Here is a 22,693-nt window from a genome sequence, read left to right as displayed (position 1 = left end):
GGTGGGTCAGGTCGACAGGGCCTCGGCGATGTCACTGTGCCCGCAGTGGGCTGCCTGGAGCGCGAGGAGGGTGCGGAGGCGGGGTGGGAGTTCGGAGTTGAGGGCTGCCACAGACTTCCAGATCCCCGGGTCGGGGGTGGTGAACGAGGTGACCAGGGACTCTAGGTCGTCGGAGTCGGCGAGGAGGGTCAGGAAGTGGGCTCTGGCGGCGGGGTCTTGGTGGAGGACGATGCGGATCAGGGTGGTGGTGGAGCCGGCATCGGTGGCCGCGATGAGCGCGATGAGCGCGTCGTCGGGCTCGGCGGCGATCCGGGCGGCGACGATCTGGAGCTGGGTGGGGGTGAGGTGCTCGGCGAGAGGGAGCAGGGCGGGCCAGAGGTCCTGGGTGAGGGCGAGGTCGGCGATGCCGGTGAGGACGGCGGGGTTCTGCATGATCGGGCGTTCGGCAAGGCGTTGCAGGGCAGTGGGTTCCATGCCTGCGGCGACGGGGAGGAGGGTGTCCCAGGCGTCGAGGTCGGTGACGGCGGTCAGGAGGGCGTCGAGGATTTCGGGGTCCTGGGCGGCGACGACGTTGCCCAGGTGGGAGCGTTCGGTGGGGCCTAGGAGGTCTAGGAGGGCGATGGCTTCGGGCCATTGGTTTTCGGCGGCGGTGGCGCGGAGCATGCCGGGGACGCGGTCGGTGACGATGGTGAGGAGGCGGTCGGCGGCGTCGGTGTCTTCGAGGTAGTAGCCGACGTGGAGGAGGTCGATGTCGGCGGCGTGGGGGAGGGCGGCGCGTAGGACCTGGTCGGGGACGGCGCCGGCTAGGCGGCCCATGGTGAGGTAGTCGCCGCGGGCGATGAGTTCGCGGGCGGTGGCGGCGGCCATGCGGTCGGGGACCTCGGCGATGAGGGCGGTGGCGCGGCGGGGGTCGAGGGTGACGGTGGCGTCGGCGAGGAAGGTGGGGGAGAGGGCGCTGGCGATGGCGACGGCGCGGGAGGGGTCTACCGAGCCGGCGATCGCGGCGGCCAGGACGGGGCCGAAGGCGGCTTCGGTGATTTTGGCGGCGATCGGGGCGGGGATGAGTTTGGCGGCGGAGCCGATGCGATGCATGCGGTGGGATTCGCGGTCGGCGATGGTGCCGGTGATCTGGTCGCGGAACTGGCGCAGGGCGGCGGGTGGGAGGTCGGCGAGGAAGGTGAGGTCGGTGGGGTCGGGGCGGTCGAGCACGCGGGCGAGCTTGGCGAGTTCGGCGGTGCTGTGGTGGGTCGTGGTCACAGTCCGAGCACCTTCTTCACGGCGGGGCGGGCGAGGCGGGGGATCAGGCGCATGCCGGAGTTGACGGCGTCGTCGAGGGCGGCGCGGCGGTTGTCGAGGGCGGCGCGGACGTAGGCGTCGAGGCGGGCCAGCTCGTCGGGGGTGAGCTCGGCGAACTCCGGCGGCGGCGGGGCGCCGAGCGTCGCGGTGAGTTGGGCCAGGGCATCCGGCACGGACCGTCTCCTTCGGTGCGGCGTCCGGCAGAACGTACTGCCGGTACGTTTTGCGATACTGCCGGTTCGGTACGGGAATGTAAAGCGCGGTGATTGGTCGGTGTGAGGATTCGTACTTGCGGTACGTGTACGGTGTCAGGGGTGAAGAGACCGAGCCGCCGTCCCCCGCCGGTGACCCGGGATGCCATCGTCGACGCCGCGATCCGGGTGCTCGATCGGGATGGGCCGCGGGTCAGCATGGACGCCTTCGCCGCCGAGGCGGGCATCACCAAGCCCCGCCTGTATCGCCAGTTCACCGACAAGAGTGACCTCTACACGGCCATCGGCAACCGCTTCGCCGGCACCGCCTTCGCCGCGACCGGCACCGACCTGACCTTGCTGCTCCAGCCACCGGGTGAGGCGATCGCGCGGGCGCTCGGCGATTACGCCGTCGGTATTCTCGACCACCCGAATGTGTTCCGGTTCCTGGCGCAGGCGCATGCCGGAACGAGCGGGGACGGTGCGACCGGGCAGTACGACCTCGGTAGCGCGGTCGCGGACCGGTTCACGAAAAGGGCGCGTGCGGTGGCGGATTCGATTCCGCTCGATGCCGAGGGGATCGAGTATCTGGCTCGGGCGATCGTCGGGGTGATGATCGCGCTCACCGATCTATGGCTGACCGATCCCGAACCGGAATCGAGTGAATTCGTCCGCAGGGTCGGGGAATTGGTGTGGGGGATGATCGACGCGTTTTTGCGGGGGCGTGGTGTGGAGGCCGCGCCGGACGTGCCGATCTTCGTCACGTTGGCGGCGTTGAACGCTGACCCGGAGTAGCGGTTTGGTTGAAACGGGCCTGCCTCGGGCTCGGACAACGACCCGAGCGTGCTGCCGCCGGCTGAATTCCGGCAGCAGCGGCTCGACTACAGGAGAACGTCTAGGTCTCGCTCGACAACGCCGACGCGACCTCGTCGAGTCCGCAGGTGCGGGCCTGGACGACGAGGAGTTTGCGGAGGCGGTCGGGGAGTTCGTCGGTGATGGCGACCAGGGTTTCCCAGGCGGTGTGGTCGCCGCTGCCGAGGAGGTCGATGAGGGAGCCGAGTTCGGTCATACCGTCGAGGAGGGTCAGGACGCGGGCTCGGGGTTCGCCGTCGACCGCGAGGGCGAGCGGGAGCATGGTGGGGGCTTCGGGGCTGGCCAGGATGATCAGGTCGCGGAGTGAGTTGTCGCCCTCGGCGAGTACGCGTTTCGCGATGCAGCGCTGTTGGTCGAGGTCGAGGTGGCGGACCAGGGGAAGGAGGTCCAGCCACAGGCCCTGCGTGAGGGAGATGTCGGAGACTCGTTCGAGGGTGGCGGGGTCGTGCATGACCGGGCGCTGGGCCAGGCGCTGGAGGCCGGTGATGGCCATGCCCGCCGCGACGGGGAGCAGGGCGTCCCAGGCGTCGAGGTGGGTGACGGCGGTCAGGAGGCCGTCGAGGACCTCGTCGTCCTGTTCGGCGACGATATCGGCCATGCGGGCGCGTTCCTGGGGGCCGATGATGTCGAGGAGTGAGATCGCGTCGGCCCACTTCTCTTCGGCGTACATGGCGGTAACCATGCCCGGCACCCGGTCGGTGACCATGCTCAGCAGGCGCTCGGCCTGGGAGCTGTCCTCCAAGTGGAGGCCGACCTGGAGGACGTCGCGGTCGGCGGCTTGGGGCAGGGCCGCCCACAGGACCGAGTCGGGCATGGACCCGGCCAGGCGGCCCATGGTGAGGTAGTCGCCGCGTTCGATCAGTTCCCGGGCCACCTCGGCCGCCATCGCGTCGGGGACGCGGGCGATCACTTCCGCCGCTCGCTTCGGGTCGAGCAGGACGGTCGCGTCGGCCAGGAACTTCGGGGACAGGGATTCGGCGATCGCCACCGCGCGGGCGGGCTCGACCGCGCCGGCGACCGCCGCGGTCAGGGCCGGGCCCAATGCCTTCTCCGCGACCAGCGCGGCGACCGGCTTCGGGACCAGCTTTACCGCTGCGGCGACTCGTTGCAGGCGCAGGACGTCCCGGCCCGACATCTCGTCGCTGATCTGGTCCCGGAATGCTTTGATCGCCGAAGGTGATTGCGTTGTGAGGAATTCCAGCTCGGCGGGGGCGACGCCGAGTACCCGGGCCAGCTTCGCGATCTCGGCCACGGTGTGCCGCATGCTGCTCACAGTCCCAGCACCTTGCGCACCGCGGGGCGGGCGAGGCGCGGGATCAGGTGCATCCCGGCTCCCAGTGCGTCGTCCATGGCCGCTTTCCGTGCTGCCAGGGCGGTTTCGACGAAGTCGTCGAGGCGGGTGAGGTCGTCGATGTCGAGCGTCGCGAACTCCGCCGGAGGGGGGCCTCCGAGGGTGGCGGTCAGCGGGTCGAGTCGATCCGGCACCGACGTGCTCCTTCGATAGTGTTGTGGCAGTGACGATTACACGATAGTCGTGGGTGCTGCTCACCGCCTCGCGGCCAGCCGCGCCGTCGTAGTCCAGATCGACGATCTTCTCGGTGAGGAACTGTACGGCGGAGTTGTCGGCGAACCCGGCACACCATGCCGGGAGGTGCCGCCTGTAATCGTGTCGATCACGCCGATCCGTTCCGTGACGGTGACAGCTACGCTGGATGGGGACGAGGGGAGTTGTGATGTCCGAGCAGAATGAGGGAATCGATCCGCGGGCGCGGTGGAGGGAACTTCCGCCGGAGCCTGCGGAATTCATCGAGGAGACGACGGTCGAGACGCGGGCCGCGGATCTGGGGGTTCCCGCGGTTGATGTGACCGAGGAGTTCGTGCGCAAGTACGGGTTGTGACGCGGCAGAGCGTCACGACTGACCGACCGTGGCCGTCTGCCCGCGTCATCGTGGTCTATGCCGTGATCGGCCTTGTCGCAGGCGGGATTACATCCATAACGATCAACGACACGGTCTCACGGTCGTGGCGTGACTGCGGGGTTGCCGGAGCTGGTGAGGGTCTCACCTTGCTGTTGCTCTTGGTTCCGAACATTGTCGTGGTCGCTCTCTGGTGGGGCGCAACGCTGACGATCAGTCGACGCTTCCGGGGTGCGGTCCCTGGAGTACTCCGGATTGTCCTGGCCGTCGTGGTCTGCTTGCTCGGCTCATTGGGGCTTCTATGGTTCATGATGCTCTGGCTGCATGATCCCGGCCAGCCTGCTCGGATCCCGGTGTGCCCGCCAGGGAATGTGCCACCGTGGTGGCCGAGCTGGCTGCCCGTTTGACTCCCTCGGAGGGGATTCGGTCAGCTGCTCTGACGCCGGCGACGATCTATCCGCCGGCGACCGCGGGGATGATCATCAGTTCGGTGGTCGCGGTCAGTGGGGTGTTCACGCCGTCCAGCGTGCGGCATTCGTTGCCGTCGATATAGAAGTTGACGTAGCGGCGGAGGGTGCCGCGTTCGTCGCGGAGGCGGCGTTCCAGGGCGGGGGAGCGGTCGCGGAGGGTGTCCAGTGCGTCGCGGAGGGTGGGGGCGTCGATGTCGAATTCCTTGGCGCCGTTGACGTACGGGCGTAGGGCGGAGGGGAGGAGGACGCGGGCCATGGGTTATCCGATGACGGCGGCGCGGACGCACAGGACGTCGGGGAGTTTGTCGGCGACGAGGTGCCAGTGGTCGCCTTCGTCGGGGCTGCAGTAGACCTCGCCGTTGCGGGTGCCGAAGTAGATGCCAGTCGGGTCGGCGTTGTCGGCGGTCATGGCGTCGCGCATGACGGCGGCCCAGAATGGGACTGTCGGGAGGCCTTCGGTTTTGGCTGACCAGGTCTGGCCGCCGTCGTCGCTGCGGTAGACCGCGCAGGTGGCGTCCGGGGGGAAGCGGAAGCGGTCCATGTCGGCGACGAGGGGGAAGGTGTAGATGACGCCGGGGCGGTGGGGGTGGGCGACGATCGGGAAGCCGAAGTTGGAGGGAGGCAGGTCGGCGTCGATCGATTGCCAGGTGGTGCCGTCGTCGGTGCTGCGGAATACGCCGCCGTGATTCTGGAGGTAGAGGGTGCTGGGGGTTTCGGCGTCGCGGGCGACCTTGTGCACGCACTGGCCCCAGTCGGGGAGTTCGCCGGGTAGGAAGTCTGCGGTGACGCCGTGGTTGGTCGGGTGCCACGACGCTCCGCCGTCGGAGGTCTGGTAGACGCCGCCGGTCGACATGGCGACGGCGAGGCGCTGGGTGTCGGTGGGGTGCGGGAGGACGGTGTGCAGGGCCAAACCGCCGCCGCCCGGCTCCCACTTCGGGCGGTGTGGATGGTCCCACAGGCCTCTGACCAGCGTGAAAGTTCTTCCGCCGTCGGTGGAACGGAACAGGGCGGACGGTTCGACGCCCGCGTACACGACATCCGGTTCGGCGTCGGTCGCCGGTGTGATCTGCCAGACACCTTGCAATGCGGCGTCGGTGTTGTCGGGGAAGGCCAGTGGGGCGTCGTCGGGCTCGGTCCAGGTGTCGCCCAGGTCGTCGCTGGCTACCAGCGTCGGGCCGAAGTGGCTGTTCAGGACGCCGACGAGCAGGCGCGGGGTGGGCCGTCTGGTGTCGATCGCCAAGGCTTTGACATCGGCGATCGGGAACTGCGGCGGACGCACGGTCCAGCTCGCCCGGCCGTCTGTGCTGCGGGCCAGGAACAACCCTTTGCGGGTTCCGATTCCGAGAAGTACGTCCATTGCCGACCTCCGGGCCGTCGCACCGTACGCGGATGAAAAAGAGCGTACTCCGCGGCGACGTTAGGGCCGCGAAATCGCGGTCGGTAAGGGATACTGGTCCGATCGTGCGCAACCCGGTGCACGAGCGTGACTTTTCCGCGACCATTTCGTAATGTAATGGTGACTTTGTTCTCGACAGTAGCTGGTGATCGATAAAGTGCCTGGTCAACATCGCACCCCTGCGCCTCCCACTGGGCGTACGTCTCTGGCTGTGTGCAGCCTCGCGGCGACGGTTCCCGGAATGCTGTGGATGGCGTTACGGCCCGCCACTGCCGATGTGGAACAGGTCGCGGCGGTTCAGCCGCACACGCCCTCCGCGATCGAGATCGACACGCTGCCCCAGTTGCCACACGACGAGCCGACGATCGCGCCGGAACCCGTTGCTGTCGACGACGAGCTCGCGGCGCTGTCGGCGGGGAAGCTGAAATACCTGTGCGCGACGGAGTTCAAGGGCACGCAGCCGCACGTCGCGCAGGTCAGTCACATGATCCAGAAGATGTTCGGCCTGTCCGACATCGGTGGCGCGCACGGGCGTTATGACGGTGATCACGGTGCGGGACTCGCTCTCGATCTCATGACGTCGAATCCGGCGCAGGGAGATGCGATGGCTGCGTTCATCCTGGCCAACAAGGCGCGCTTCGGTGTCACCTATGTGATCTGGCAGCAGCGCTACAACGACGGCAGCGGCTGGTCGTTCATGGAGGACCGGGGCGACCCGACCCAGAACCACTACGACCACGTGCACGTGTCGTTCTCCTCGTACGGCGCGGCGAACCTCACCTGCTGATCGCCGCGGGCCCGAACGGCCTGCGGCGCGGCAGCGGTCGCCTCAGTTGCCGATCGGCGCTCCGAACAGCCCGGCGAGGGTCTCGCCGACGATCGATACCCATTCGGGCCAGGTTCGCTGATCGAGGGTCATCGAGCCGACATCGTTGAGCGTGCACCCGGAGGGGACGGGAACGCCGGCGAAGCGGTCGCGCATCCACATCATCACGCTGGGCACGGCGATCGGTTCCAGCGAGAGGTGCTCGCTGAGATGGTCGCGGGTGTAGGTGATCCGGGCGGCGGGGTCCTGGCAGTAGGTGCCGTACAACGTGTTGACCGGGCCGACCGGAACCAGCCAGTCCATGTTGGCTTGGTAGAGGTAGACGGGCATGGTGGGGGTGGTCTTGCCCATGCGGGTGCGGTCGAGAACCTTCTTCGCCTCGGGGGCGTCGAGTGGGTCGCCGGGGGTATTGAGCAGGCCCTTGATGTTCATGAACGGCAATGAGAGTGCCTGGTAGGTGACGCACATGCGGTCTTTCGCGTCGAGCAGCGTCTGGGCGAGTGGGGTGCCGGTGCGGCGGAGGAAGGCGTTGAATTCGGGTTCCTCGTGGGCGAGTCCGATGATGCCGCCGAACACGACGCCCGAGCCCGCGTTGTTGTTGGCGAGGTCGACCAGGGCGCCGAGGTCGGCATCGGTGCCGCCGGAGGCCGCTCCCACGAGGTTCAGTTCGGGTGCGTAGCTGGCGGCGAGTTCCGCGGCGTGCATGGTCGGGACGGACCCGCCCGAGTAGCCCATCATGCCGACCCGCGTCGCCGCGCCGTCGAGTCCGAGCGGGGTGAAGTTCTCCGCCGCGCGGATGCCGTCGAGGGCGATGCGCCCGGCGAGCGGTCCGTGCGCGAACGCGGAGTTCGGTCCCTGATGATCGGGGATGACGACCGCCCAGCCCTGCTGGAGCGCGACCTGCACCTCCAGGAAGGAGATCGGCGCCACCGCCTGGCCGGTGATCTGGCCGGGAATCGACCACTGCTGCACCGCGTAGGACGACGCGCAGTACTGGCCGGTCGAATCCTCGGCCATGTGGTACGAGAGCAGATTCCGGGTGCCCGGGGCGACCTCACCGCGTGGCTTCAACACGGTCGCGACGGCCGGGATCGACTGGTCGTAGCTGTTGTTGGAGCGGAAGGACACCTGCCAGGCGTCGACGTTGACCGGCAGTAGGGAGAAGTTCGCGACCCGCACTTCGCGCGCGGCGATGATCTCGCCGGGCTGCTTGGCCGCGACGAGTTCGGCGGGCGGGCGGTAGAACCCGTCGAACTCCGGGATCGCCGGTGAGCTGAGGAACGGTGGTGCGGGCTGCACCGGGCCGTCGTAAGGATCGGCGAATGCCGGTGTGCCGCTGAGGATCAGCAGCATGCCGAGCGTGGCTCCGCCCGCTGTGGTGAGGCGGCGGAGCAAGCTTGCCCGTCCTCTGTAGTCGGATCTGTTTCGCGTACGGAGCACGCGGCACCCCTTCGATCAAGATTTAGACGCCATCGTCTAAATTGTGCCGCACGTTACAGCGCGCCGGGGCGGTTCGGCAAATAGCCCGGTGGGAGTCAGGGCAGGGTAAGGGCGACCAGGAAGCGGGTGAGGACTTCGACGAGATCGTCGAAACCGGTGCGGGGCTCGGTGCTGCTCCACTGGTGCACCAGCGCCATCAGCGCGCCGATGAATCCTGTTGCCGCCGTGCGATACCCGCCGACGGGGGTGAAGTCCTTGCCGAGCGCGAGCCGCAGTTCCGTGGCGAAGAAATCGGCCCAGACCTCGCGCTGCTCGATCCGGTGACGCTCGAAATCGTCACTCACGCCGACACATTCGACGAAGGAGACGCGCGCGCGATGGACATCGGAGCCGACCGACTCCGCGTAGGCGCGCATCGCGGCCCGCGCGCGGGTGACGAAATCGTCGGCGGCGGTGTCGGCGACCGCGGCGGCGACGGCCTGGCGCGCGTCGATCTGCACCGCGTCGTATACCGCGAGCAGCAGTTCTTCGCGGTTCGCGAAGTGCTCGTAGAACTGGGCGCGGGCGAGTCCGGCGGCCTTGCAGATGCTGGTGATGGAGCTGTTGCGGTAGCCGGCTTCGCCGAAGACGGCGAGTCCGGCGAGCAGGAATCGGTCGCGCCGCTGGGCTCGCCGGTCGTCGACGCGGCTGCTCGAGCGGGAAGAACTGGGGACCGTCACCGCCGTCAGGATAGTAAACCGGCGGGCGACGCATCCTGGGCGGGTGATCACCAGGCCAGATCGGGTGGATTCGTCGGCTTTCGTGAGAGTCGACCGTTCATTTAGGCATATCCCCACGCGGAACGGGGCCACGCTCCTACGGTGAGAGTGGCTCAGTTCTGGTGAGAGGAATGTGAACATGGGACGGTTGGCGGGCAAGGTCGCGGTGATCAGCGGTGGAGCGCGGGGGATGGGGGCTGCGCACGCGCGCCGGTTCGTCGCCGAGGGCGCGTCGGTGGTGCTGGGTGACGTGCTCGACGACGAAGGGGCTGTCGTCGCCAAGGAACTCGGGGACGCCGCGATCTACCAGCATCTGGATGTGCGCGAGCCCGAGCAGTGGGCCGCGGTCGTCGCGGCGGCGGTCGAGACGTTCGGTGGGCTGCACGTGCTGGTGAACAACGCGGGGATCGTCAACGGGAATCTGCTGGTCGACTTCGCGCTGGAGGAGTGGCAGCGGATCATCGACATCAACCTGACCGGAACGTTCCTCGGCATGCAGGCCGCGGTGCCCGCGATGACCGACGGTGGCTCGATCGTGAACATCTCCTCGGTCGAGGGCATGCGCGGCAGCCCGGGGTTGCATGGTTACACCGCAACGAAATTCGCGGTGCGTGGTCTCACCAAGTCGGCGGCGCTGGAGCTCGCCGCGCAGGGGATCCGGGTGAACTCGGTGCATCCCGGCCTGATCAGTACGCCGATGACCGAGGGGATTCCGGCGGACTTCCTGCAGATTCCGGTGAAGCGGGCGGCCGAACCCGACGAGGTGTCGGCGCTGGTCGCCTACCTGGCCTCGGACGAGTCGTCGTATTCGACGGGCGCTGAATTCGTCGTCGACGGCGGGCTCACCGTCGGGGTGCCGCACAAGAGTTTCTGAGCGGTCGGGCGTGAGGATGGGACGGCTCGCTCCCATCCTCCGCGACGTTTACCGCCCTCGTGCGGGAAGGCTCGGTCAGGTCAGGCGGCGGATGTCGCCGCGGACACGGTAGAAGCCGCCGCGGGCCGATTCGGTGACGGCGTCGACGACATAGCGGGTGCCCGCCTGGCGGATGTCGCGGGGGAACTGGACGTTCCAGCCACGCTCGTAGCCGGGGCTGACGACGTGCACGCGCAGGGAGCCGCCGTGTTCGACGCATTCGACGACGATGCCGCTGCCCGCGTCGGTGGTGACCTCGACGGTGCTGGAGGCGGTGACGGCGGAGATCTCGGGCGCCTTGACCGAGACGGTGCTGGGGAGCACGCCCTGGTCGGCGTCGCGGACGGCGGATTCGCTCACATCGAGGCAGGCCAGCGCGCCGGAGGTGGTGACCAGGTACAGCTTCTCGTCGTGGTACTGCATGGAGTAGGCCGAGCCGCAGCCGGTGGCCAGTTTCCACAGGCGGGTGCCGGTGGCGTCGAAGCAGTAGACCGAGGAGTGCGAGTCGCCGGCGAAGACGTAGCGGCCGTCGGGGGAGGCGGCGCAGGAGAAGACGGCGGCGTCGCACTGGTAGGCGCGGGTGGTGACGCCCTGCTTGGTGATCTCCTCGACGCGGTTGGCTCCGGTGCCCGCGTAGACGTCGGAGGTCTCCTGCCAGCCGAACAGGACCGAGCCGTGGGTGGGCGAATGCCATTGGGTGGCACCGGTTTCCAGGTGGTACTTGGTGACGCCGTTGCTATGGCCGTGGTAGACGCCGGTGGGGTCGAGGCGCACCATCCAGCCGGATGAGCCGGTGCTGCGGGCCGACCACAGGGATTCCTCCTCGTGGTCGATGACGGTCAGGCCGCCCGCGGCGTCGGAGGCGGCGAGGATGCCGTCGTGGATGTCGAGCCAGTAGACGTCGGTGGCCGAGACGTCGTAGGCGGCACGCGGGACTTTGCCCGACAGGTCGTAGACGCGGCCGTCGTCGCAGCCCGCGTAGATCCAGAAGTCGTCGGCCACCAGGCATTTCACGCCGTCGGGCAGCTGGTAGCGGTTGGTCACCACGCCCTCGGGGGTGAGGGTGTAGACCTCGCCGTTCTCGTTGCCGACCCAGCAGCGCTGCTCGTCGACGAAGATGCCGAACGCGGCGGCGCCGGAGTCGAAGCGCCACAGGACCGGTGCGCTCTTGGCGGTCGAGCGCTGGCTGGTGATCACGCGGCGGGTCACCGCGCGGCGCTGGCGCGCACCCATCACGGCGGGCGCGTAGCCCTTGCGGACCTTCTCACCGATCTTCTTCTGCGCGGCCGACTTCGCCTTCTCCGCCGTGGCGAACGAGCTCGCCTTGGACTGACCCTGTTCGCCGATCCGGCCGAAGCGGATGTTCACCTGGGTGCCGGTGACGATCACCTCGTAGAACTTGTGCGAGGAACCGGTGTCGTCGGACAGTTCCAGGTAGGTGGTTTCGGCGGTCGTCATGGATCCTCGCTGAGCTCGTGCGGTGTGTCGAACGAGCGAAAAGTAGCAAGGCACACCGACATTGCGGAGAACCCCGCGATAGCCCGCGCATTCACGCAGGTCGCGGGGGTCCGCACCGACTGGCGGAAATCAGCGGCGCTGGCCAGGCGCGGGGTGTCGAGCGGGTTCCAGCGGATCCATCGGTGTTCCGCTCGACGTTGCCGTCGCGGACTGCCCCAATGCGAAGACGATCGCGGCTTTGCTCAGTTCATCCCGAAGCTCGGGATCCTCGACTCTGGTCAGCAGGGTCCGGGCGTGCAGGAAGGCACGGTCGGCCCGGATGGACTGCTCGACCCGCTCGGCCTGTCGAGTCAGGTGTGTGCGGGCCTGACTCGCCCATGCGGTCACGACTCCGCCGAATGTCGTCAGCAGCAGGCTGATGGCCGATATCGCCGCTGAGGTGGTGGCATCGGGTGCACCCGACTGCACGCCATACAGCGTGACAGCGGCGCTGGCCAGCATCATCACGGCCGTGGCGATGGTGAAATACAAAGCCACGTGGAACGTTTTGCTGGACTGGGACAACGCTTGGTATCGGAACTGCTCCAAGAACCTCCCGCTCTCGCTGGGAGCGTAGGCGGCGGACTCCGCCCCGGTATCCCGTACGACATGCGCGACGGTCAGCGGAGACGCCGGAACGAACACCGTCGGAGTCGCACGACGTCTGGCTGCCTGACGCCATGCCCGCTCCCATGGCTCGTCGTCCGAGACACCCATGGCGCGGACCAGTTGGAGCAACTCGCGTTTCGACAGCGACATCTCTCCGCCGCCGAGCAGCAGCTGGATCGACGCGAAGGGTATCCCCGAAGCCGCGGCGATCTCGGCAGGGGTGGTGGGCGAGCTGTCGTGGAGCAGCCGCACCGCGAAAACGAGTTCGGCGGGACCGGTGACGGCGTCGAGAACGAGCGAAAGCAATTCCGCGCGAAAGGGTTCCGAGCAGATGGCGGATTCGGTGGTGGTACGGCCTGCATCGTCGTGATGCACCGGGGTAGACCTTTCTGTCGAGAGATCACCACGAGGCACTACCGCGGAGCCGATACCACACGTGTTCGATTGATCGAACACAGCCCAACCGATATCGTCGACACGGCAGTACTTCGTCGTGGATAGCTGAACACCGAGCACGCCGCCGCGAACTGCCCTACCCGTGTTCCGCCCCCTGGCCGGGGCGGAACACGGTCATCGTCTTCGTGCCGAATTCTCTCGGGGAAGAACCGTGTGCTGGTCGCAACGCCGCAGTCCAGAACTGTAGCGCGCCATCCCGACAAGATCACGAGTCAATAACTAGTGTGTTCCAGATCGGGTTCGATGCGAGCATCCTCGCTGGGTGCCCGAAGCGCAGGTCGCGCGCGGCGAAGGTTGCGAAGATCATCTAGTTCAAGATCAAAGTTCCCCTGCGGTCTGTAATCAATGTCACATTCTCGCCTCGGCTTGTGGCCGGTGACTGCGGGGGCCTTCCTCAGCGGATGACCTGTCAAGGGTGTGGGGAATGTAAATCGCGCTCCCATCAATCGCGGTAGGGTTAGCTGCGTCAAGGATTTCTTGACGCGCTGCAGATCTGTCATGCGACGGGAGGTTTGTCGTGGTGGAGCCCTCCGACGAGAGGATTGCAAAGGCGGCATCCGAGTTGAATCTTCTTCTCATCGCCCAATGCGATCGATTGGCTCGTGCGCTGATCGCCGAGACGGCGGCGGTCGATCTCGCCTCGACCCGAAGAGCTGCGGAGTTGCTGGAACTGACCAAGCTTCGAATTCGGCACCGCGCCAACGTCGCGGATCTCAGTGCGGCGGTAGCGGCTGCCCGGATTTCCGGTGCCACCTGGGCGCAGATCGGGGACGCGGTCGGATCGTCGCGTCAGGCGGCATTCGAACGCTGGAGCAAGGCGGTGCGGGCGTACGAGAACGCGACGCGGGAAGAAAGTGGGGTCCCCGAGGATGTGCTCGACAAATACGATCCGTTCGGGATGAAGCTGTCGCCCACCGCCGCTCAGTTCGTGGCGGCCGACCCGGATTCGGTGAGCGATTGAGGTGCCCGCCTGGGTGTCACATGCCCGGGACGTCGAGAAGTGGTGGGGGATAGGTGGAGTGGGGAATGGCGGCGCGCCAGGGGCGGTGGATGGTGGGGCCGTCGAGGTGGGCCAGTTCGGGGAGCCAGGTGCGGGTGTAGGTGCCGTCGGGGTCGTAGCGGTCGGCTTGGCGGAGGGGGTTGAGGACGCGGTTGGGGCGGGTGTCGGTGCCTGTGCCCGCGGCCCATTGCCAGTTGAGCTGGTTGTTGGCGAGGTCGGCGTCGACGAGCCAGTGCAGGAAGTGGGCCGCGCCGATGCGCCAGTCCAGGCGTAGGGATTTGGCGAAGAAGGAGGCGGTGATCAGGCGGGCGCGGCCGGGGAGCCAGCCGTCGGTGACGAGCTGGCGCATGGCGGCGTCGATGAGCGGGTAGCCGGTGCGGCCTTCCTTCCAAGCGGTGACGGCGTCGGGGTCGGTGCGCACGGCGAACGGGCCGGGACGGTAGCTGGTCCAGGCGGTGTCGGGGCGGGCCGACAGCAGCTGGTGGTGGAAGTCGCGCCAGGCGAGCTGGCGGGCGAAGGCGTGGCCGCCCGCGTCGGACAGGTCGGTGCGATGCACGATCTCGACGGGGGACAGGCAGCCGAAGTGCAGGTGCGGCGAGAGATGGGAGGTGGCGTCGGCGGCGAGGTCGTCGTTGCGGTCGGCGTAGTCCTCGATCGGGCCCGCGAGCCACTTGCGCAGCAGGGCCCGGCCGCTGATCTCGCCGCCTCGCGGGCAGTTCGGGGACGGCTCGCCGGTCGACAGGTCCCCGGGTGCCGGCAGGGGTTCGCTCGCCACGTCGGGAACCGACAGGCTGCGCGGAGTGCCGAGTGGGTGGCGCTGGTGGGCGTCGACCCAGCGGCGGAAGTAGGGAGTGAACACGGCGTAGTGGTCGCGGCCGGTGGCGGGGGTCAGGACGGCGGGGTCGGCCGCGGTGACGACCGCGCTGTGGGTGCGCACCGCGCAGCCTGTTCCGGCGAGGCGGTCGCGCAGGGCCTGTTCGCGGCGGGTGGCGAAGGCGCTGACGTCCTCGGCGAGATGCACCGCGCACGCGCCTGTTTCGTCGACGAGCCGGGCGACTTCGTCGGTCACCTCGCCGCGGCGCACCACGAGCCGGCCGCCGATGCCGCGCAGGCGCTCGTCGAGTTCGGCCAGCGCGGCGGCGAGGAAGACGGCGCGATTGGGCGGACAGCGGTCAGGGACGATGCGGTCGTCGACGACGAAGACCGGGATCACGGCGTCGCTCTCGCGGTGGGCGGCGGTGAGGACCGGGTTGTCGGCGGTGCGCAGGTCGCGGGTGAACAGCGCGATCGAGACGCTCATCGGGCGCACACCGGGGTGATGTCGGAGCGGCCGCCCGCGGTCGGGGTCGTCAGGTAGACGCAGGTGTTCTGGCCTGTGGCCACGATCGCGGCGTCGATGTCGTTCCAGGTGGCGGCGTCGACGGCGGGGGCGCGGGACAGGACGAAGCCGGACAGGCGGCTGGGGTCGGTGACGACCGCCCACGAGTAGTCAGGACCGAGGGCGGTGACGATGTAGTTGGGGGCGCCGGTGCGCTGATCCTGGCCGGGCACGCCGGGGAAGGAGACGTGCAGCTGGGCGCTGGTGACGGGATCGGTCACCGTCGCGGTGCCCCGGATCTCGTTGGTGCCGCCCGACCAGGTGCGGCAGCGGTTGTAGACGCCGACGTCACCGGCGTCGTCGAGGGTGTAGGTGGCGGTGGTGTCGCCGGCGCAGTCGAGGTTGAACGGGGCCGGGATCGCGGCCAGTTGATGCCAGACGCCCAGATATCGCTCGACGTCGAGCGACGGGACGGGCGCTGGGGGCGCGGCGGAGGCGGCGGCCGGGACCAGCGCCACGGCGGCCATCGCCGCGCAGGCGAGCAGCGGCAGGCGGAGCGGAACGGAGGAACGGGCGATACGCACGAGAACTCCTCGGATCGTTGGTACTGACAGACTACCAATAAACGATGCATAATCGATTCATCAGGTGAGAGGAGTTCTCGATGAAACGGGAGTGGCCGTTCCGTCTGCTCGGTCTGGCGACCGCCGCCTATGGCGTGAGTGTGGCCGCCCGCCCCGAGGTGCTGCTGCGGCCGTGCGGTTGGGAGGTCGACCGGCCGGGCAGCAGGGCGCTGGCCCGCATGGTCGGTTGCCGGGACGCGATCTCCGGCGCGGCCATGGTGCTCGCGCCGGATGCCCGCGTCGCGCGGGCCGCGGCGGGGGTGCGCATCGCCGCCGACCTCACCGACGCGGTGGTCCTCGGCACGGCGGTCGATCCACGTCTGCGCCGCACCGCGATCGCGGTGCCGCTGGTCTGGGGCCTGATCGGGGTGGGGAGCACGGCACTGGCGTGGCCGTGGCGACCCGCCGCCACCCGGCCGTGACACGCGGGCGGGGCGGCGTCGGTCAGAATGGAGCGATGTCCGCCGGTTCCGCCCCTGTCTCCGACGCGGCCGGGTACACGGTGCGCGCGGTCGCGGACCGTCTCGGCATCCCGACGGCCACCCTGCGCAGCTGGAATCGCCGCTACGCCATCGGGCCCGCGCAAGACCGTCCCGGTCGGCATCGGCTCTACACCGAAGCCGATATCGCCCTGCTCGAACGCATGCTGACGCTGATCCGCGACGGCGCGAGCCCGGCGGGCGCCGCGGCGGCCGCGCGGGGGCCCGCGGTGCTGGCGGGCAACCGCGCCGAGCTGCTCGACGCCGCCTTCGCACTGGACTCCTCGACTTCGGTCGGCCTGGTCGAGGCGCACGTGCGCGCCTACGGTGTGATCCGGACCTGGGACGAGCTGTGCCGTCCCGCCTTCGCCGACATCGTGGCGCGCCAGGGCGTGGGGGAGAACTGCATCGATGTCGAGCACCTGCTGTCGTGGTCGATCGCGGCGGTGATGCAGCGGGTGCTGACCGCGCCGGTGGTCGCCGATCGGACCGTCGTCCTCGCCTGTACCGGCGGTGAGACCCACTCGCTTCCGCTGGAAGTGCTGCGCGCGGCGCTGGCCGAGCAGGGGGTGGGCGCCCGGATGCTGGGCGCCGATGTGCCGACCGTCGCGCTGGTCGGCGCGCTGGCCCGGCCCGCGGGCCCGACCTCGCTGCTGCTGTGGTCGCAGCGGGAATCGACCGCGCTGACCTCGGCCGTGCTGGCCGGTCTCGACGCGGGCGCGCGGGTCTGCGTCGGCGGCCCCGGCTGGGACGCGGCGCTGCTGCCGCCCGCGGTCGCGCGGATCGCCTCGCTCGACGGTGCCGTCGAGGCATTGCGCTGACGGCTGGCCGCCGCGCACCAAACGATGCATAATTGATTCAATTCGGGTGGATAGACCACCCGTAGTCCGGGGACGACCGGAGGAATCGCATGAACGCATCGAACGGGCATCGACGGGTCGCGGTGATCGGCAGCGGAGTCGCCGGGCTGACCGCCGCCTGGGTGCTCGCCCGCTCGGCCGAGGTCACGCTCTACGAGGCACAGGGCCGCCTCGGCGGGCACGCCGACACGCACCGCGTGGTCGCGGGCAACGGTGAAACCCTCGGCGTTGACACCGGATTCATCGTGCACAACGACCGCACCTACCCGACGCTGCGGCGGCTGTTCGGCGAACTCGGCATCGCCACCGGAGAGACCGACATGAGCCTGTCGGTGCGCTGCGACGGCTGCGGGCTCGAATACGCCGGAGCGCGCGGGCTGCCGGGACTGTTCCCGCGTCCCGGGCAGCTGGTCCGGGGGCGATATCTGCGGCTGCTCGCCGAGGTGCCGCGATTCCACCGCCTGGCCCGCGCCGAACTCGCCACGGCCGCGGCGACCGAACGCACGGTGGCCGAGTTCCTGGCGGACGCCGGATTCTCCGCCTACTTCCGCACCCACTTCCTGGCGCCGCTCATCGCGGCGGTCTGGTCCTGCGATCCACGCACCGCGCTGCGCTATCCGGCCCGCTACCTGTTCACCTTCCTCGACCACCACGGCATGCTGACGGTGTTCGGCTCACCCACCTGGCGCACGGTCACCGGGGGATCGGCGACCTACGTCGCGGCGGTCGCCGAACGCCTGCACCGGGTCAAGGTCGCCACCCCGGTGCGGGCGCTGCACCGGCATCCGGACGGGGTCACCGTCCGTACCGCCGACGACGGCGTCGACGAGTTCGACGCCGCGGTGGTCGCGACCCATCCGCACGAGGCGCTGGCTCTGCTCGCCGAGCCGACCGCCGCCGAACGCGACATCCTCTCGGCGATGCCCTACTCGGTGAATCACACCGTCCTGCACACCGATTCCCGCCTGCTGCCGCGCGCCGCCGGTGCTCGCGCGTCCTGGAACTACCGCCTGCCCGCCTGCGCCGCCGAACCCGACCGCGTCCTGGTCACCTACGACCTCACCAGGCTCCAGCGTCTCGACGACACCGGCGACCGGCGCTTCCTGGTCACCCTGGGCGACGGCGACCGGATCGATCCCGGCGCGGTGCTGGACACGATGACCTACGAACATCCGCTCTACACCCCGGAATCGGTGGCCGCCCGCGCCCGCGCCGGGGAACTCGGCTGCGCGCGAACAGCTTTCGCGGGCGCCTACCACGGGTGGGGTTTCCACGAGGACGGCGCGCTGTCGGGACTGCGCGCCGCCGAGCGGCTGGGCGGGCGCTGGACGGGACCGGTGCCCGAGCTGGTGGCGGCCTCGTGACCGCGCGCCTGATCCGCACCGACATCCGGCACACCCGGCTGGCGCCGATCCGGCACGCCTTCCGCTATCGCGGGCACAGCTGGCTCGTCGATCTGGACCGGCTGCCCCGGTTGCCGTGGTGGCTGCGCCCGTTCGCGGGCTTCGACGCGGGTGACCACCTGGGCGAACGCGGCGGCTCGCTGCGGGCCGCCGTCGACGGATACCTGGCGACCCAGGGCATCGACCTGCGGGGCGGGCGGGTGCTCATGCTGACCGGCGCGCGATCCGTCGGGTACGCCTTCGATCCGCTCACGCTGTACTGGTGCCGCGACCGCACCGGCGCGCCGGTGTGCGTGATCGCCGAGGTGCGCAACACCTATGGCGGCGCGCACCGCTACCTGCTGCGGCCCGACGAGAACGGCCACGCCCGGGTCGGCAAGGAGTTCTACGTCTCGCCGTTCAACCCGGTGGCGGGCGAGTACCGGCTGCGCGTACCCGAGCCGGATTCCGCGCTGCGGGTATCGATCACGCTGGTGACCGACCGGCCGATCTTCGTCGCCACCGTCGCGGGCCGGTGCGTGCCCGCCACCACCGGCGCGATCGTGCGCGCCGTGCTGACCGATCCGATTCCGCCGCTGCTCGTGGCCGCGCGTATCCGCTGGCAGGGCGTGCTGCTCTGGGCGCGGGGACTGCCGGTCGTGCCGCGTCCGGTGGCCGTGCCCGAGGAGGCGCTCCGATGACGACCGTGGATACCACCGCGAATCCCGCTGTGCCGGAGCGGGACCGGTGGCCGGACCTTGCGGTGCCGCTCGGCCTGTGGGCGGGTGTGTCGGCGCTGGCCGTCGACCTGCTGATCCGCCGCCTGACCCGGCGGCTGCCGCTGGCCGTGCGCTATCCCGACGGCACCGTCGTCGGCGCGCCCACCGGGGTGCCGTGCCTGGTACTGCACCGGCCCGGCGATTTCGCCGCCCGGGTCGGTGCCGCCGGGCTCATCGGTTTCGGTGAGTCGTACATGGCCGGTGACTGGGACGCGCCCGATCTCGTCGGCGTGCTGACCGTGCTCGCGGCCCACATCGACGAGCTGGTACCGCGCCCGATGGCCCGGCTGCGCCGTCTCTACGTCGCCGGACATCCAGCCGCCGAGCGCAATTCCGAGGACAACACGCGCGGCAACATCGCCCGGCACTACGACCTGTCCAACGACTTCTTCGGGCTGTTCCTCGACGAGACCATGACCTACTCTGCCGCGTTGTTCACCGATCCGGCCGACGATCTCGCCACCGCCCAGCGCGCCAAGATCGACCGCCTGCTCGACCGCGCGCACGTGCGATCCGGCACCCGGCTGCTCGAAATCGGCACCGGCTGGGGCGAACTCGCGGTCCGGGCGGCCGAGCGCGGCGCGCGGGTGCACACCGTGACGCTGTCCACCGAACAGCAGACGGCGGCCCGGACCCGGGTGGCGGCGGCCGGACTGGCGGAGCGGGTGCGGGTGGACCTGCTCGACTACCGAAGGGTGCGCGGCACGTACGACGCCGTCGTCTCGGTGGAGATGATCGAGGCGGTCGGCTACGAGTACCTCGACACGTATTTCGCAACCATCGGCCGGGTGCTCGCGCCGGGCGGCCGGGCCGCGATCCAGGCCATCACCATGCCGCACGAGCGCATGCTCGCCACCCGGCACACCTACACCTGGATCCAGAAGTACATCTTCCCCGGCGGATTCCTGCCGTCGGTGCGAGCCATCGAGGAATCCGTCGCGCGCGGGACGGATCTGCTTGTGCGCGAGGAGTTCTCGATGGGCGCGCAGTACGAGCGCACCCTGCGAGCGTGGCGGGAACGGTTCGAGGGCGCGCGGGCGGAGGTCGGGGCACTGGGGTTCGACGAGACGTTCGTGCGGATGTGGCGGCTGTATCTGGCGTACTCGGAGGCGGGTTTCCGGTCCGGGTATCTCGATGTCGGGCAGTTCGTCCTCGCGTGAGTTCGGTTCAGCGGCCGAGCAGATGACGCAGGGTCTGTTCGAGGTCGGGGGCACGGAAGACGTGCCCCGCCTCGGACAGCCGGGCCGGGGACACCCGCTGGCTCGCCTCGGCCAGCTCCCGCGCGCCCTGCTTGCCGAGCAGCAGCGCCGGGCCGAACGAGGGGACCGGGAGCAGGGCGGGCCGGTGCAGGACACGGGCAAGCACCTCGGTGTATTCGCTGTTGCGGACCGGATCGGGGGCGACCGCGTTGACCGGGCCCGCGAGCGAATCATCCCAGAGCGCACGGTGATAGACGTCGAGCAGATCGTCCAGGCCGATCCAGGACAGCCACTGGGTGCCGTCGCCGATCCGGCCGCCCAGACCCGCCGCGAACAGGGGACGCAGCAGGCGCAATGTGCCGCCTGCGGGTGATTGGACGATGCCGGTGCGTATCTGCACCACCCGGCCACCGGCGGCTGCGCTCGCCGCCTCCCAGCCGGTGACCACCTCGGCGAGGAAACCGTCGCCGGGAGCGGCTGTCTCGGTGAGGGTCTCGTCGCCGCGGTCGTAGCCGTAGTAGCCGATGGCGGAGGCGCTGACGAAGGTGGCGACGCCGCAGCGGGCCGCGGTCTCGGCCAGTGCCCTGGTCGGGCCGATCCGGCTGTCGGCGATCGCGCGGCGGTGCTCCTCGGTGAACCGGCCCGCGATGGGCGCGCCGGCCAGATGCACCACCGCGTCGATGCCGTCGAGCAGGTCCGGTGCGGGATCGGCCGGGTCCCACCGGCGTTCGGCGGGATCGGACGGCGCGTGGCGCACGAGCCGGACGACGTGGTGACCGCCGGTCGACAGGAACGCGCACAGCGCCGTGCCGACCATTCCGGTCGCGCCGCTGACCGCGATGGTGCGCGAGGTGAAGCCACGCTCGGCGGCGCGCCGGTGGGCGGCGAGGTCGTCGGCGAGCTGGCGGTAGCGGTAGTCGAACATCGGGCGCAGCAGGCGGGCGGGGAGCGGGGTGTCGACGTGGTCGGCCACGCGGGTGTGGGCGTCGTCGACGGCGGTGAAGTCGTGGGTGTGCCGCCACGGCAGCAGGCGCCCGACCGGTGTGGAGGCGAGACCGTCGATCGCGACGGCGTCGGCGAAACGGTGGGGCGGGTCGTAGGCGGCCGGGTCGTGCCGCGCGACCCAGCGCAGGCCGCCGGGCAGGCCGAGTACGGCGGCGCCGCGGGCGAGGTCGTCGGACTCGCTGAGCAGCCGGACCGGTTGCCAGGGCGGCGCCAGGCGGGTGAACGCGCCGGGCCGGGCGAACCAGGCGAAGACCTCGTCGCGGGGTGCGGAGACAACCGTCGAACAGTCGATGCCCATAGTTCGACTGTAACCCGTCCTCCCGAACGAAATGAATCGTTTATGCATCGTTTCTGGCGGTACTATGGAGGAATGACCGCTAATGACGTGAGCAACGATGCGAAGTTCGAGCCATCGCGCGTCGATGCGCTCCTAGACCGCACAGTGCTGCCCGGATACAGCCGCCTCGGTATCGCCCTGCGCCGGCGTGCCTGGCCGGACGACGATCCACCGGCGGACGTGATGCGGGGGCGGCGGGTGGTGATCACCGGCGCCAACAGTGGGATCGGGCTGGCCATCGCCGACGGACTGGCCGAGCTCGGCGCCTCGGTCGTGCTCGCGGTCCGGAACCCGCGGCGGGGAGCGGACGCGGCGGACGGACTGCGCGAACGGCATCCCGAGGCCACGGTGACGGTGGTCGAATGCGATGTCGCCGAACCCGATTCGGTGCGGCGCTGTGCCGCCGCGCTCGGCGAGGCGCCGATCGATGTCCTCGTGCACAACGCGGGGGTGCTGTCACCGGAACGCCGGGAGACCAGCACCGGACACGAACTCACCTTCGCTACCCATGTGCTGGGTCCGTTGCTGCTGACCGAGCTGGTCCGCCCGTTGCTGGCCGCGGCACGAGGTGCCAGGGTCGTGCTCATGTCGTCGGGCGGGATGTATGCCCAGCCCTTGGCGGTCGAGGATCCGGAATGCCGGCGCGGCGAATACCGGGGCGCTGCCGCGTACGCGCGCACGAAAAGGATGCAGGTCGCGTTGACCCCGCTGCTGGCCGTCGAGCTGGCCGAGGACCGGATCGGCGCGCACGCTGTGCACCCCGGGTGGGTCGACACCCCCGGTATCGCCGACGCGCTGCCCCGGTTCCGCCGGATGACCCGGCCCTTGCTGCGGACCCCGGCCGAAGGCGCCGACACGGCGGTCTGGCTCGCCGCCACCCGCACCACGCTGCCGTCCGGCCAGTTCTGGCACGATCGCCGGATCCGCCCGTTGCACCTGCGGTCCGGCACCCGCTACACCGATGCCGACGCCGTCACGCTCTGGCGTGCGTGCCGTGCGCTGATCGGGGCTCCCGACTCGATCTGATCGCGCCGACGGCGAAGGGCGGCGGCTCCGGGAAGCCGCCGCCC

General features: G+C 69.7%; 24 protein-coding genes. 11 read left to right on the top strand and 13 right to left on the bottom strand.

The window, feature by feature from the left end; all coding sequences use genetic code 11:
- Positions 1–6 precede the first annotated feature (6 nt).
- Complete coding sequence (locus ACWF9G_RS28870) at positions 7–1,257, bottom strand: hypothetical protein (protein ID WP_452519153.1); 1,251 nt, start codon at positions 1,255–1,257, stop codon at positions 7–9.
- Positions 1,254–1,469, bottom strand: a complete 216-nt coding sequence (locus ACWF9G_RS28865; protein WP_452519152.1) for a hypothetical protein — start codon at positions 1,467–1,469, stop codon at positions 1,254–1,256. The genes ACWF9G_RS28870 and ACWF9G_RS28865 overlap by 4 nt, the downstream gene beginning before the upstream one ends.
- Positions 1,470–1,610: 141 nt before the next feature.
- Between ACWF9G_RS28865 and ACWF9G_RS28860 the strand changes: the two genes are divergently transcribed.
- Entirely contained in the window at positions 1,611–2,282 is a 672-nt protein-coding gene (locus tag ACWF9G_RS28860) for a TetR/AcrR family transcriptional regulator (protein WP_452519150.1), read from the top strand.
- A gap of 100 nt (positions 2,283–2,382) precedes the next feature.
- On the opposite strand, the gene ACWF9G_RS28855 is transcribed toward ACWF9G_RS28860, so the two are convergent.
- Together ACWF9G_RS28855 and ACWF9G_RS28850 are read right to left on the bottom strand one after the other, a co-directional pair.
- Complete coding sequence (locus tag ACWF9G_RS28855) at positions 2,383–3,633, bottom strand: hypothetical protein (protein ID WP_452519148.1); 1,251 nt, start codon at positions 3,631–3,633, stop codon at positions 2,383–2,385.
- Complete coding sequence (locus ACWF9G_RS28850) at positions 3,630–3,845, bottom strand: hypothetical protein (RefSeq protein ID WP_452519146.1); 216 nt, start codon at positions 3,843–3,845, stop codon at positions 3,630–3,632. The genes ACWF9G_RS28855 and ACWF9G_RS28850 overlap by 4 nt, the downstream gene beginning before the upstream one ends.
- A gap of 248 nt (positions 3,846–4,093) precedes the next feature.
- On the opposite strand from ACWF9G_RS28850, the gene ACWF9G_RS28845 reads away from it, so the two are divergent.
- Complete coding sequence (locus ACWF9G_RS28845) at positions 4,094–4,258, top strand: hypothetical protein (protein ID WP_452519144.1); 165 nt, start codon at positions 4,094–4,096, stop codon at positions 4,256–4,258.
- 471 nt (positions 4,259–4,729) lie between these two features.
- On the opposite strand, the gene ACWF9G_RS28840 is transcribed toward ACWF9G_RS28845, so the two are convergent.
- Together ACWF9G_RS28840 and ACWF9G_RS28835 are read right to left on the bottom strand one after the other, a co-directional pair.
- Positions 4,730–5,002 carry a MoaD/ThiS family protein gene (locus tag ACWF9G_RS28840; RefSeq protein ID WP_452519143.1) on the bottom strand — a complete coding sequence of 91 codons (273 nt, stop codon included), beginning with the start codon at positions 5,000–5,002 and terminating at the stop codon, positions 4,730–4,732.
- A 3-nt stretch (positions 5,003–5,005) separates the two neighbouring features.
- Complete coding sequence (locus ACWF9G_RS28835; RefSeq protein WP_452519141.1) at positions 5,006–6,103, bottom strand: exo-alpha-sialidase; 1,098 nt, start codon at positions 6,101–6,103, stop codon at positions 5,006–5,008.
- A gap of 289 nt (positions 6,104–6,392) precedes the next feature.
- On the opposite strand from ACWF9G_RS28835, the gene ACWF9G_RS28830 reads away from it, so the two are divergent.
- Positions 6,393–6,929, top strand: a complete 537-nt coding sequence (locus tag ACWF9G_RS28830; RefSeq protein ID WP_379307229.1) for a hypothetical protein — start codon at positions 6,393–6,395, stop codon at positions 6,927–6,929.
- A 42-nt stretch (positions 6,930–6,971) separates the two neighbouring features.
- On the opposite strand, the gene ACWF9G_RS28825 is transcribed toward ACWF9G_RS28830, so the two are convergent.
- Both ACWF9G_RS28825 and ACWF9G_RS28820 read right to left on the bottom strand, forming a co-directional pair.
- Entirely contained in the window at positions 6,972–8,321 is a 1,350-nt protein-coding gene (locus ACWF9G_RS28825; protein WP_452519201.1) for a lipase family protein, read from the bottom strand.
- A 182-nt stretch (positions 8,322–8,503) separates the two neighbouring features.
- Complete coding sequence (locus tag ACWF9G_RS28820) at positions 8,504–9,127, bottom strand: TetR/AcrR family transcriptional regulator (protein WP_452519139.1); 624 nt, start codon at positions 9,125–9,127, stop codon at positions 8,504–8,506.
- 178 nt (positions 9,128–9,305) lie between these two features.
- Here ACWF9G_RS28820 and ACWF9G_RS28815 point away from each other — a divergent pair, with 178 nt between their 5' ends.
- Positions 9,306–10,040, top strand: coding sequence for a glucose 1-dehydrogenase (locus ACWF9G_RS28815; protein ID WP_379307233.1), 735 nt, complete (start codon positions 9,306–9,308; stop codon positions 10,038–10,040).
- Between the two features lie 75 nt (positions 10,041–10,115).
- Here ACWF9G_RS28815 and ACWF9G_RS28810 read toward each other — a convergent pair whose 3' ends face one another.
- A complete protein-coding gene (locus ACWF9G_RS28810) occupies positions 10,116–11,537 on the bottom strand; it encodes a WGR domain-containing protein (protein ID WP_452519137.1) in 1,422 nt (473 codons plus the stop codon).
- A 129-nt stretch (positions 11,538–11,666) separates the two neighbouring features.
- On the bottom strand, positions 11,667–12,701 hold the full coding sequence (locus ACWF9G_RS28805; RefSeq protein WP_452519136.1) for a hypothetical protein: 1,035 nt from the start codon (positions 12,699–12,701) through the stop codon (positions 11,667–11,669).
- 457 nt (positions 12,702–13,158) lie between these two features.
- Between ACWF9G_RS28805 and ACWF9G_RS28800 the strand changes: the two genes are divergently transcribed.
- Positions 13,159–13,602 (top strand): hypothetical protein, encoded by a 444-nt coding sequence (locus tag ACWF9G_RS28800; protein ID WP_452519135.1) that lies wholly within the window; start codon positions 13,159–13,161, stop codon positions 13,600–13,602.
- Between the two features lie 16 nt (positions 13,603–13,618).
- Here ACWF9G_RS28800 and ACWF9G_RS28795 read toward each other — a convergent pair whose 3' ends face one another.
- Positions 13,619–14,941 (bottom strand): cryptochrome/photolyase family protein, encoded by a 1,323-nt coding sequence (locus ACWF9G_RS28795; protein ID WP_452519133.1) that lies wholly within the window; start codon positions 14,939–14,941, stop codon positions 13,619–13,621.
- On the bottom strand, positions 14,938–15,486 hold the full coding sequence (locus ACWF9G_RS28790) for a lipocalin family protein (protein ID WP_452519199.1): 549 nt from the start codon (positions 15,484–15,486) through the stop codon (positions 14,938–14,940). Before ACWF9G_RS28790 ends, ACWF9G_RS28795 begins: the two co-directional genes overlap by 4 nt.
- A gap of 137 nt (positions 15,487–15,623) precedes the next feature.
- Between ACWF9G_RS28790 and ACWF9G_RS28785 the strand changes: the two genes are divergently transcribed.
- The 5 genes from ACWF9G_RS28785 to ACWF9G_RS28765 all read left to right on the top strand — a co-directional run bounded on the left by ACWF9G_RS28785 (position 15,624) and on the right by ACWF9G_RS28765 (position 20,242).
- Positions 15,624–16,004 (top strand): hypothetical protein, encoded by a 381-nt coding sequence (locus ACWF9G_RS28785; protein ID WP_452519131.1) that lies wholly within the window; start codon positions 15,624–15,626, stop codon positions 16,002–16,004.
- A gap of 35 nt (positions 16,005–16,039) precedes the next feature.
- Positions 16,040–16,882, top strand: a complete 843-nt coding sequence (locus ACWF9G_RS28780; protein ID WP_452519129.1) for a MerR family transcriptional regulator — start codon at positions 16,040–16,042, stop codon at positions 16,880–16,882.
- Positions 16,883–16,971: 89 nt separating this feature from the next.
- On the top strand, positions 16,972–18,285 hold the full coding sequence (locus ACWF9G_RS28775) for an NAD(P)/FAD-dependent oxidoreductase (RefSeq protein ID WP_452519127.1): 1,314 nt from the start codon (positions 16,972–16,974) through the stop codon (positions 18,283–18,285).
- Positions 18,282–19,004 carry a DUF1365 domain-containing protein gene (locus ACWF9G_RS28770; protein ID WP_452519126.1) on the top strand — a complete coding sequence of 241 codons (723 nt, stop codon included), beginning with the start codon at positions 18,282–18,284 and terminating at the stop codon, positions 19,002–19,004. Before ACWF9G_RS28775 ends, ACWF9G_RS28770 begins: the two co-directional genes overlap by 4 nt.
- Positions 19,001–20,242, top strand: coding sequence for a class I SAM-dependent methyltransferase (locus tag ACWF9G_RS28765; RefSeq protein WP_452519124.1), 1,242 nt, complete (start codon positions 19,001–19,003; stop codon positions 20,240–20,242). The genes ACWF9G_RS28770 and ACWF9G_RS28765 overlap by 4 nt, the downstream gene beginning before the upstream one ends.
- A 7-nt stretch (positions 20,243–20,249) precedes the next feature.
- Here ACWF9G_RS28765 and ACWF9G_RS28760 read toward each other — a convergent pair whose 3' ends face one another.
- The gene (locus ACWF9G_RS28760; RefSeq protein WP_452519122.1) at positions 20,250–21,584 is read right to left on the bottom strand and encodes a TIGR01777 family oxidoreductase; all 1,335 of its coding nucleotides are present in this window, start codon (positions 21,582–21,584) and stop codon (positions 20,250–20,252) included.
- Between the two features lie 72 nt (positions 21,585–21,656).
- Here ACWF9G_RS28760 and ACWF9G_RS28755 point away from each other — a divergent pair, with 72 nt between their 5' ends.
- Complete coding sequence (locus tag ACWF9G_RS28755) at positions 21,657–22,649, top strand: SDR family NAD(P)-dependent oxidoreductase (RefSeq protein WP_452519120.1); 993 nt, start codon at positions 21,657–21,659, stop codon at positions 22,647–22,649.
- Positions 22,650–22,693 lie beyond the last annotated feature (44 nt).

This window comes from Nocardia sp. NPDC055029 (genome assembly GCF_053608525.1).
This window is presented reverse-complemented; position numbering and strand designations above follow the sequence as displayed.

What these genes read in the sequence shown, in the direction of transcription:
- ACWF9G_RS28845 (WP_452519144.1), top strand. Translation starts at nt 4,094, where the DNA reads ATGTCCGAGCAGAATGAGGGAATCGATCCGCGGGCGCGGTGGAGGGAA.
- ACWF9G_RS28840 (WP_452519143.1), bottom strand. Translation starts at nt 5,002, where the DNA reads ATGGCCCGCGTCCTCCTCCCCTCCGCCCTACGCCCGTACGTCAACGGC.
- ACWF9G_RS28835 (WP_452519141.1), bottom strand. Translation starts at nt 6,103, where the DNA reads ATGGACGTACTTCTCGGAATCGGAACCCGCAAAGGGTTGTTCCTGGCC.
- ACWF9G_RS28830 (WP_379307229.1), top strand. Translation starts at nt 6,393, where the DNA reads ATGGCGTTACGGCCCGCCACTGCCGATGTGGAACAGGTCGCGGCGGTT.
- ACWF9G_RS28825 (WP_452519201.1), bottom strand. Translation starts at nt 8,321, where the DNA reads ATGCTGCTGATCCTCAGCGGCACACCGGCATTCGCCGATCCTTACGAC.
- ACWF9G_RS28815 (WP_379307233.1), top strand. Translation starts at nt 9,306, where the DNA reads ATGGGACGGTTGGCGGGCAAGGTCGCGGTGATCAGCGGTGGAGCGCGG.
- ACWF9G_RS28810 (WP_452519137.1), bottom strand. Translation starts at nt 11,537, where the DNA reads ATGACGACCGCCGAAACCACCTACCTGGAACTGTCCGACGACACCGGT.
- ACWF9G_RS28795 (WP_452519133.1), bottom strand. Translation starts at nt 14,941, where the DNA reads ATGAGCGTCTCGATCGCGCTGTTCACCCGCGACCTGCGCACCGCCGAC.
- ACWF9G_RS28790 (WP_452519199.1), bottom strand. Translation starts at nt 15,486, where the DNA reads ATGGCCGCCGTGGCGCTGGTCCCGGCCGCCGCCTCCGCCGCGCCCCCA.
- ACWF9G_RS28785 (WP_452519131.1), top strand. Translation starts at nt 15,624, where the DNA reads ATGAAACGGGAGTGGCCGTTCCGTCTGCTCGGTCTGGCGACCGCCGCC.
- ACWF9G_RS28780 (WP_452519129.1), top strand. Translation starts at nt 16,040, where the DNA reads ATGTCCGCCGGTTCCGCCCCTGTCTCCGACGCGGCCGGGTACACGGTG.
- ACWF9G_RS28775 (WP_452519127.1), top strand. Translation starts at nt 16,972, where the DNA reads ATGAACGCATCGAACGGGCATCGACGGGTCGCGGTGATCGGCAGCGGA.
- ACWF9G_RS28765 (WP_452519124.1), top strand. Translation starts at nt 19,001, where the DNA reads ATGACGACCGTGGATACCACCGCGAATCCCGCTGTGCCGGAGCGGGAC.
- ACWF9G_RS28760 (WP_452519122.1), bottom strand. Translation starts at nt 21,584, where the DNA reads ATGGGCATCGACTGTTCGACGGTTGTCTCCGCACCCCGCGACGAGGTC.
- ACWF9G_RS28755 (WP_452519120.1), top strand. Translation starts at nt 21,657, where the DNA reads ATGACCGCTAATGACGTGAGCAACGATGCGAAGTTCGAGCCATCGCGC.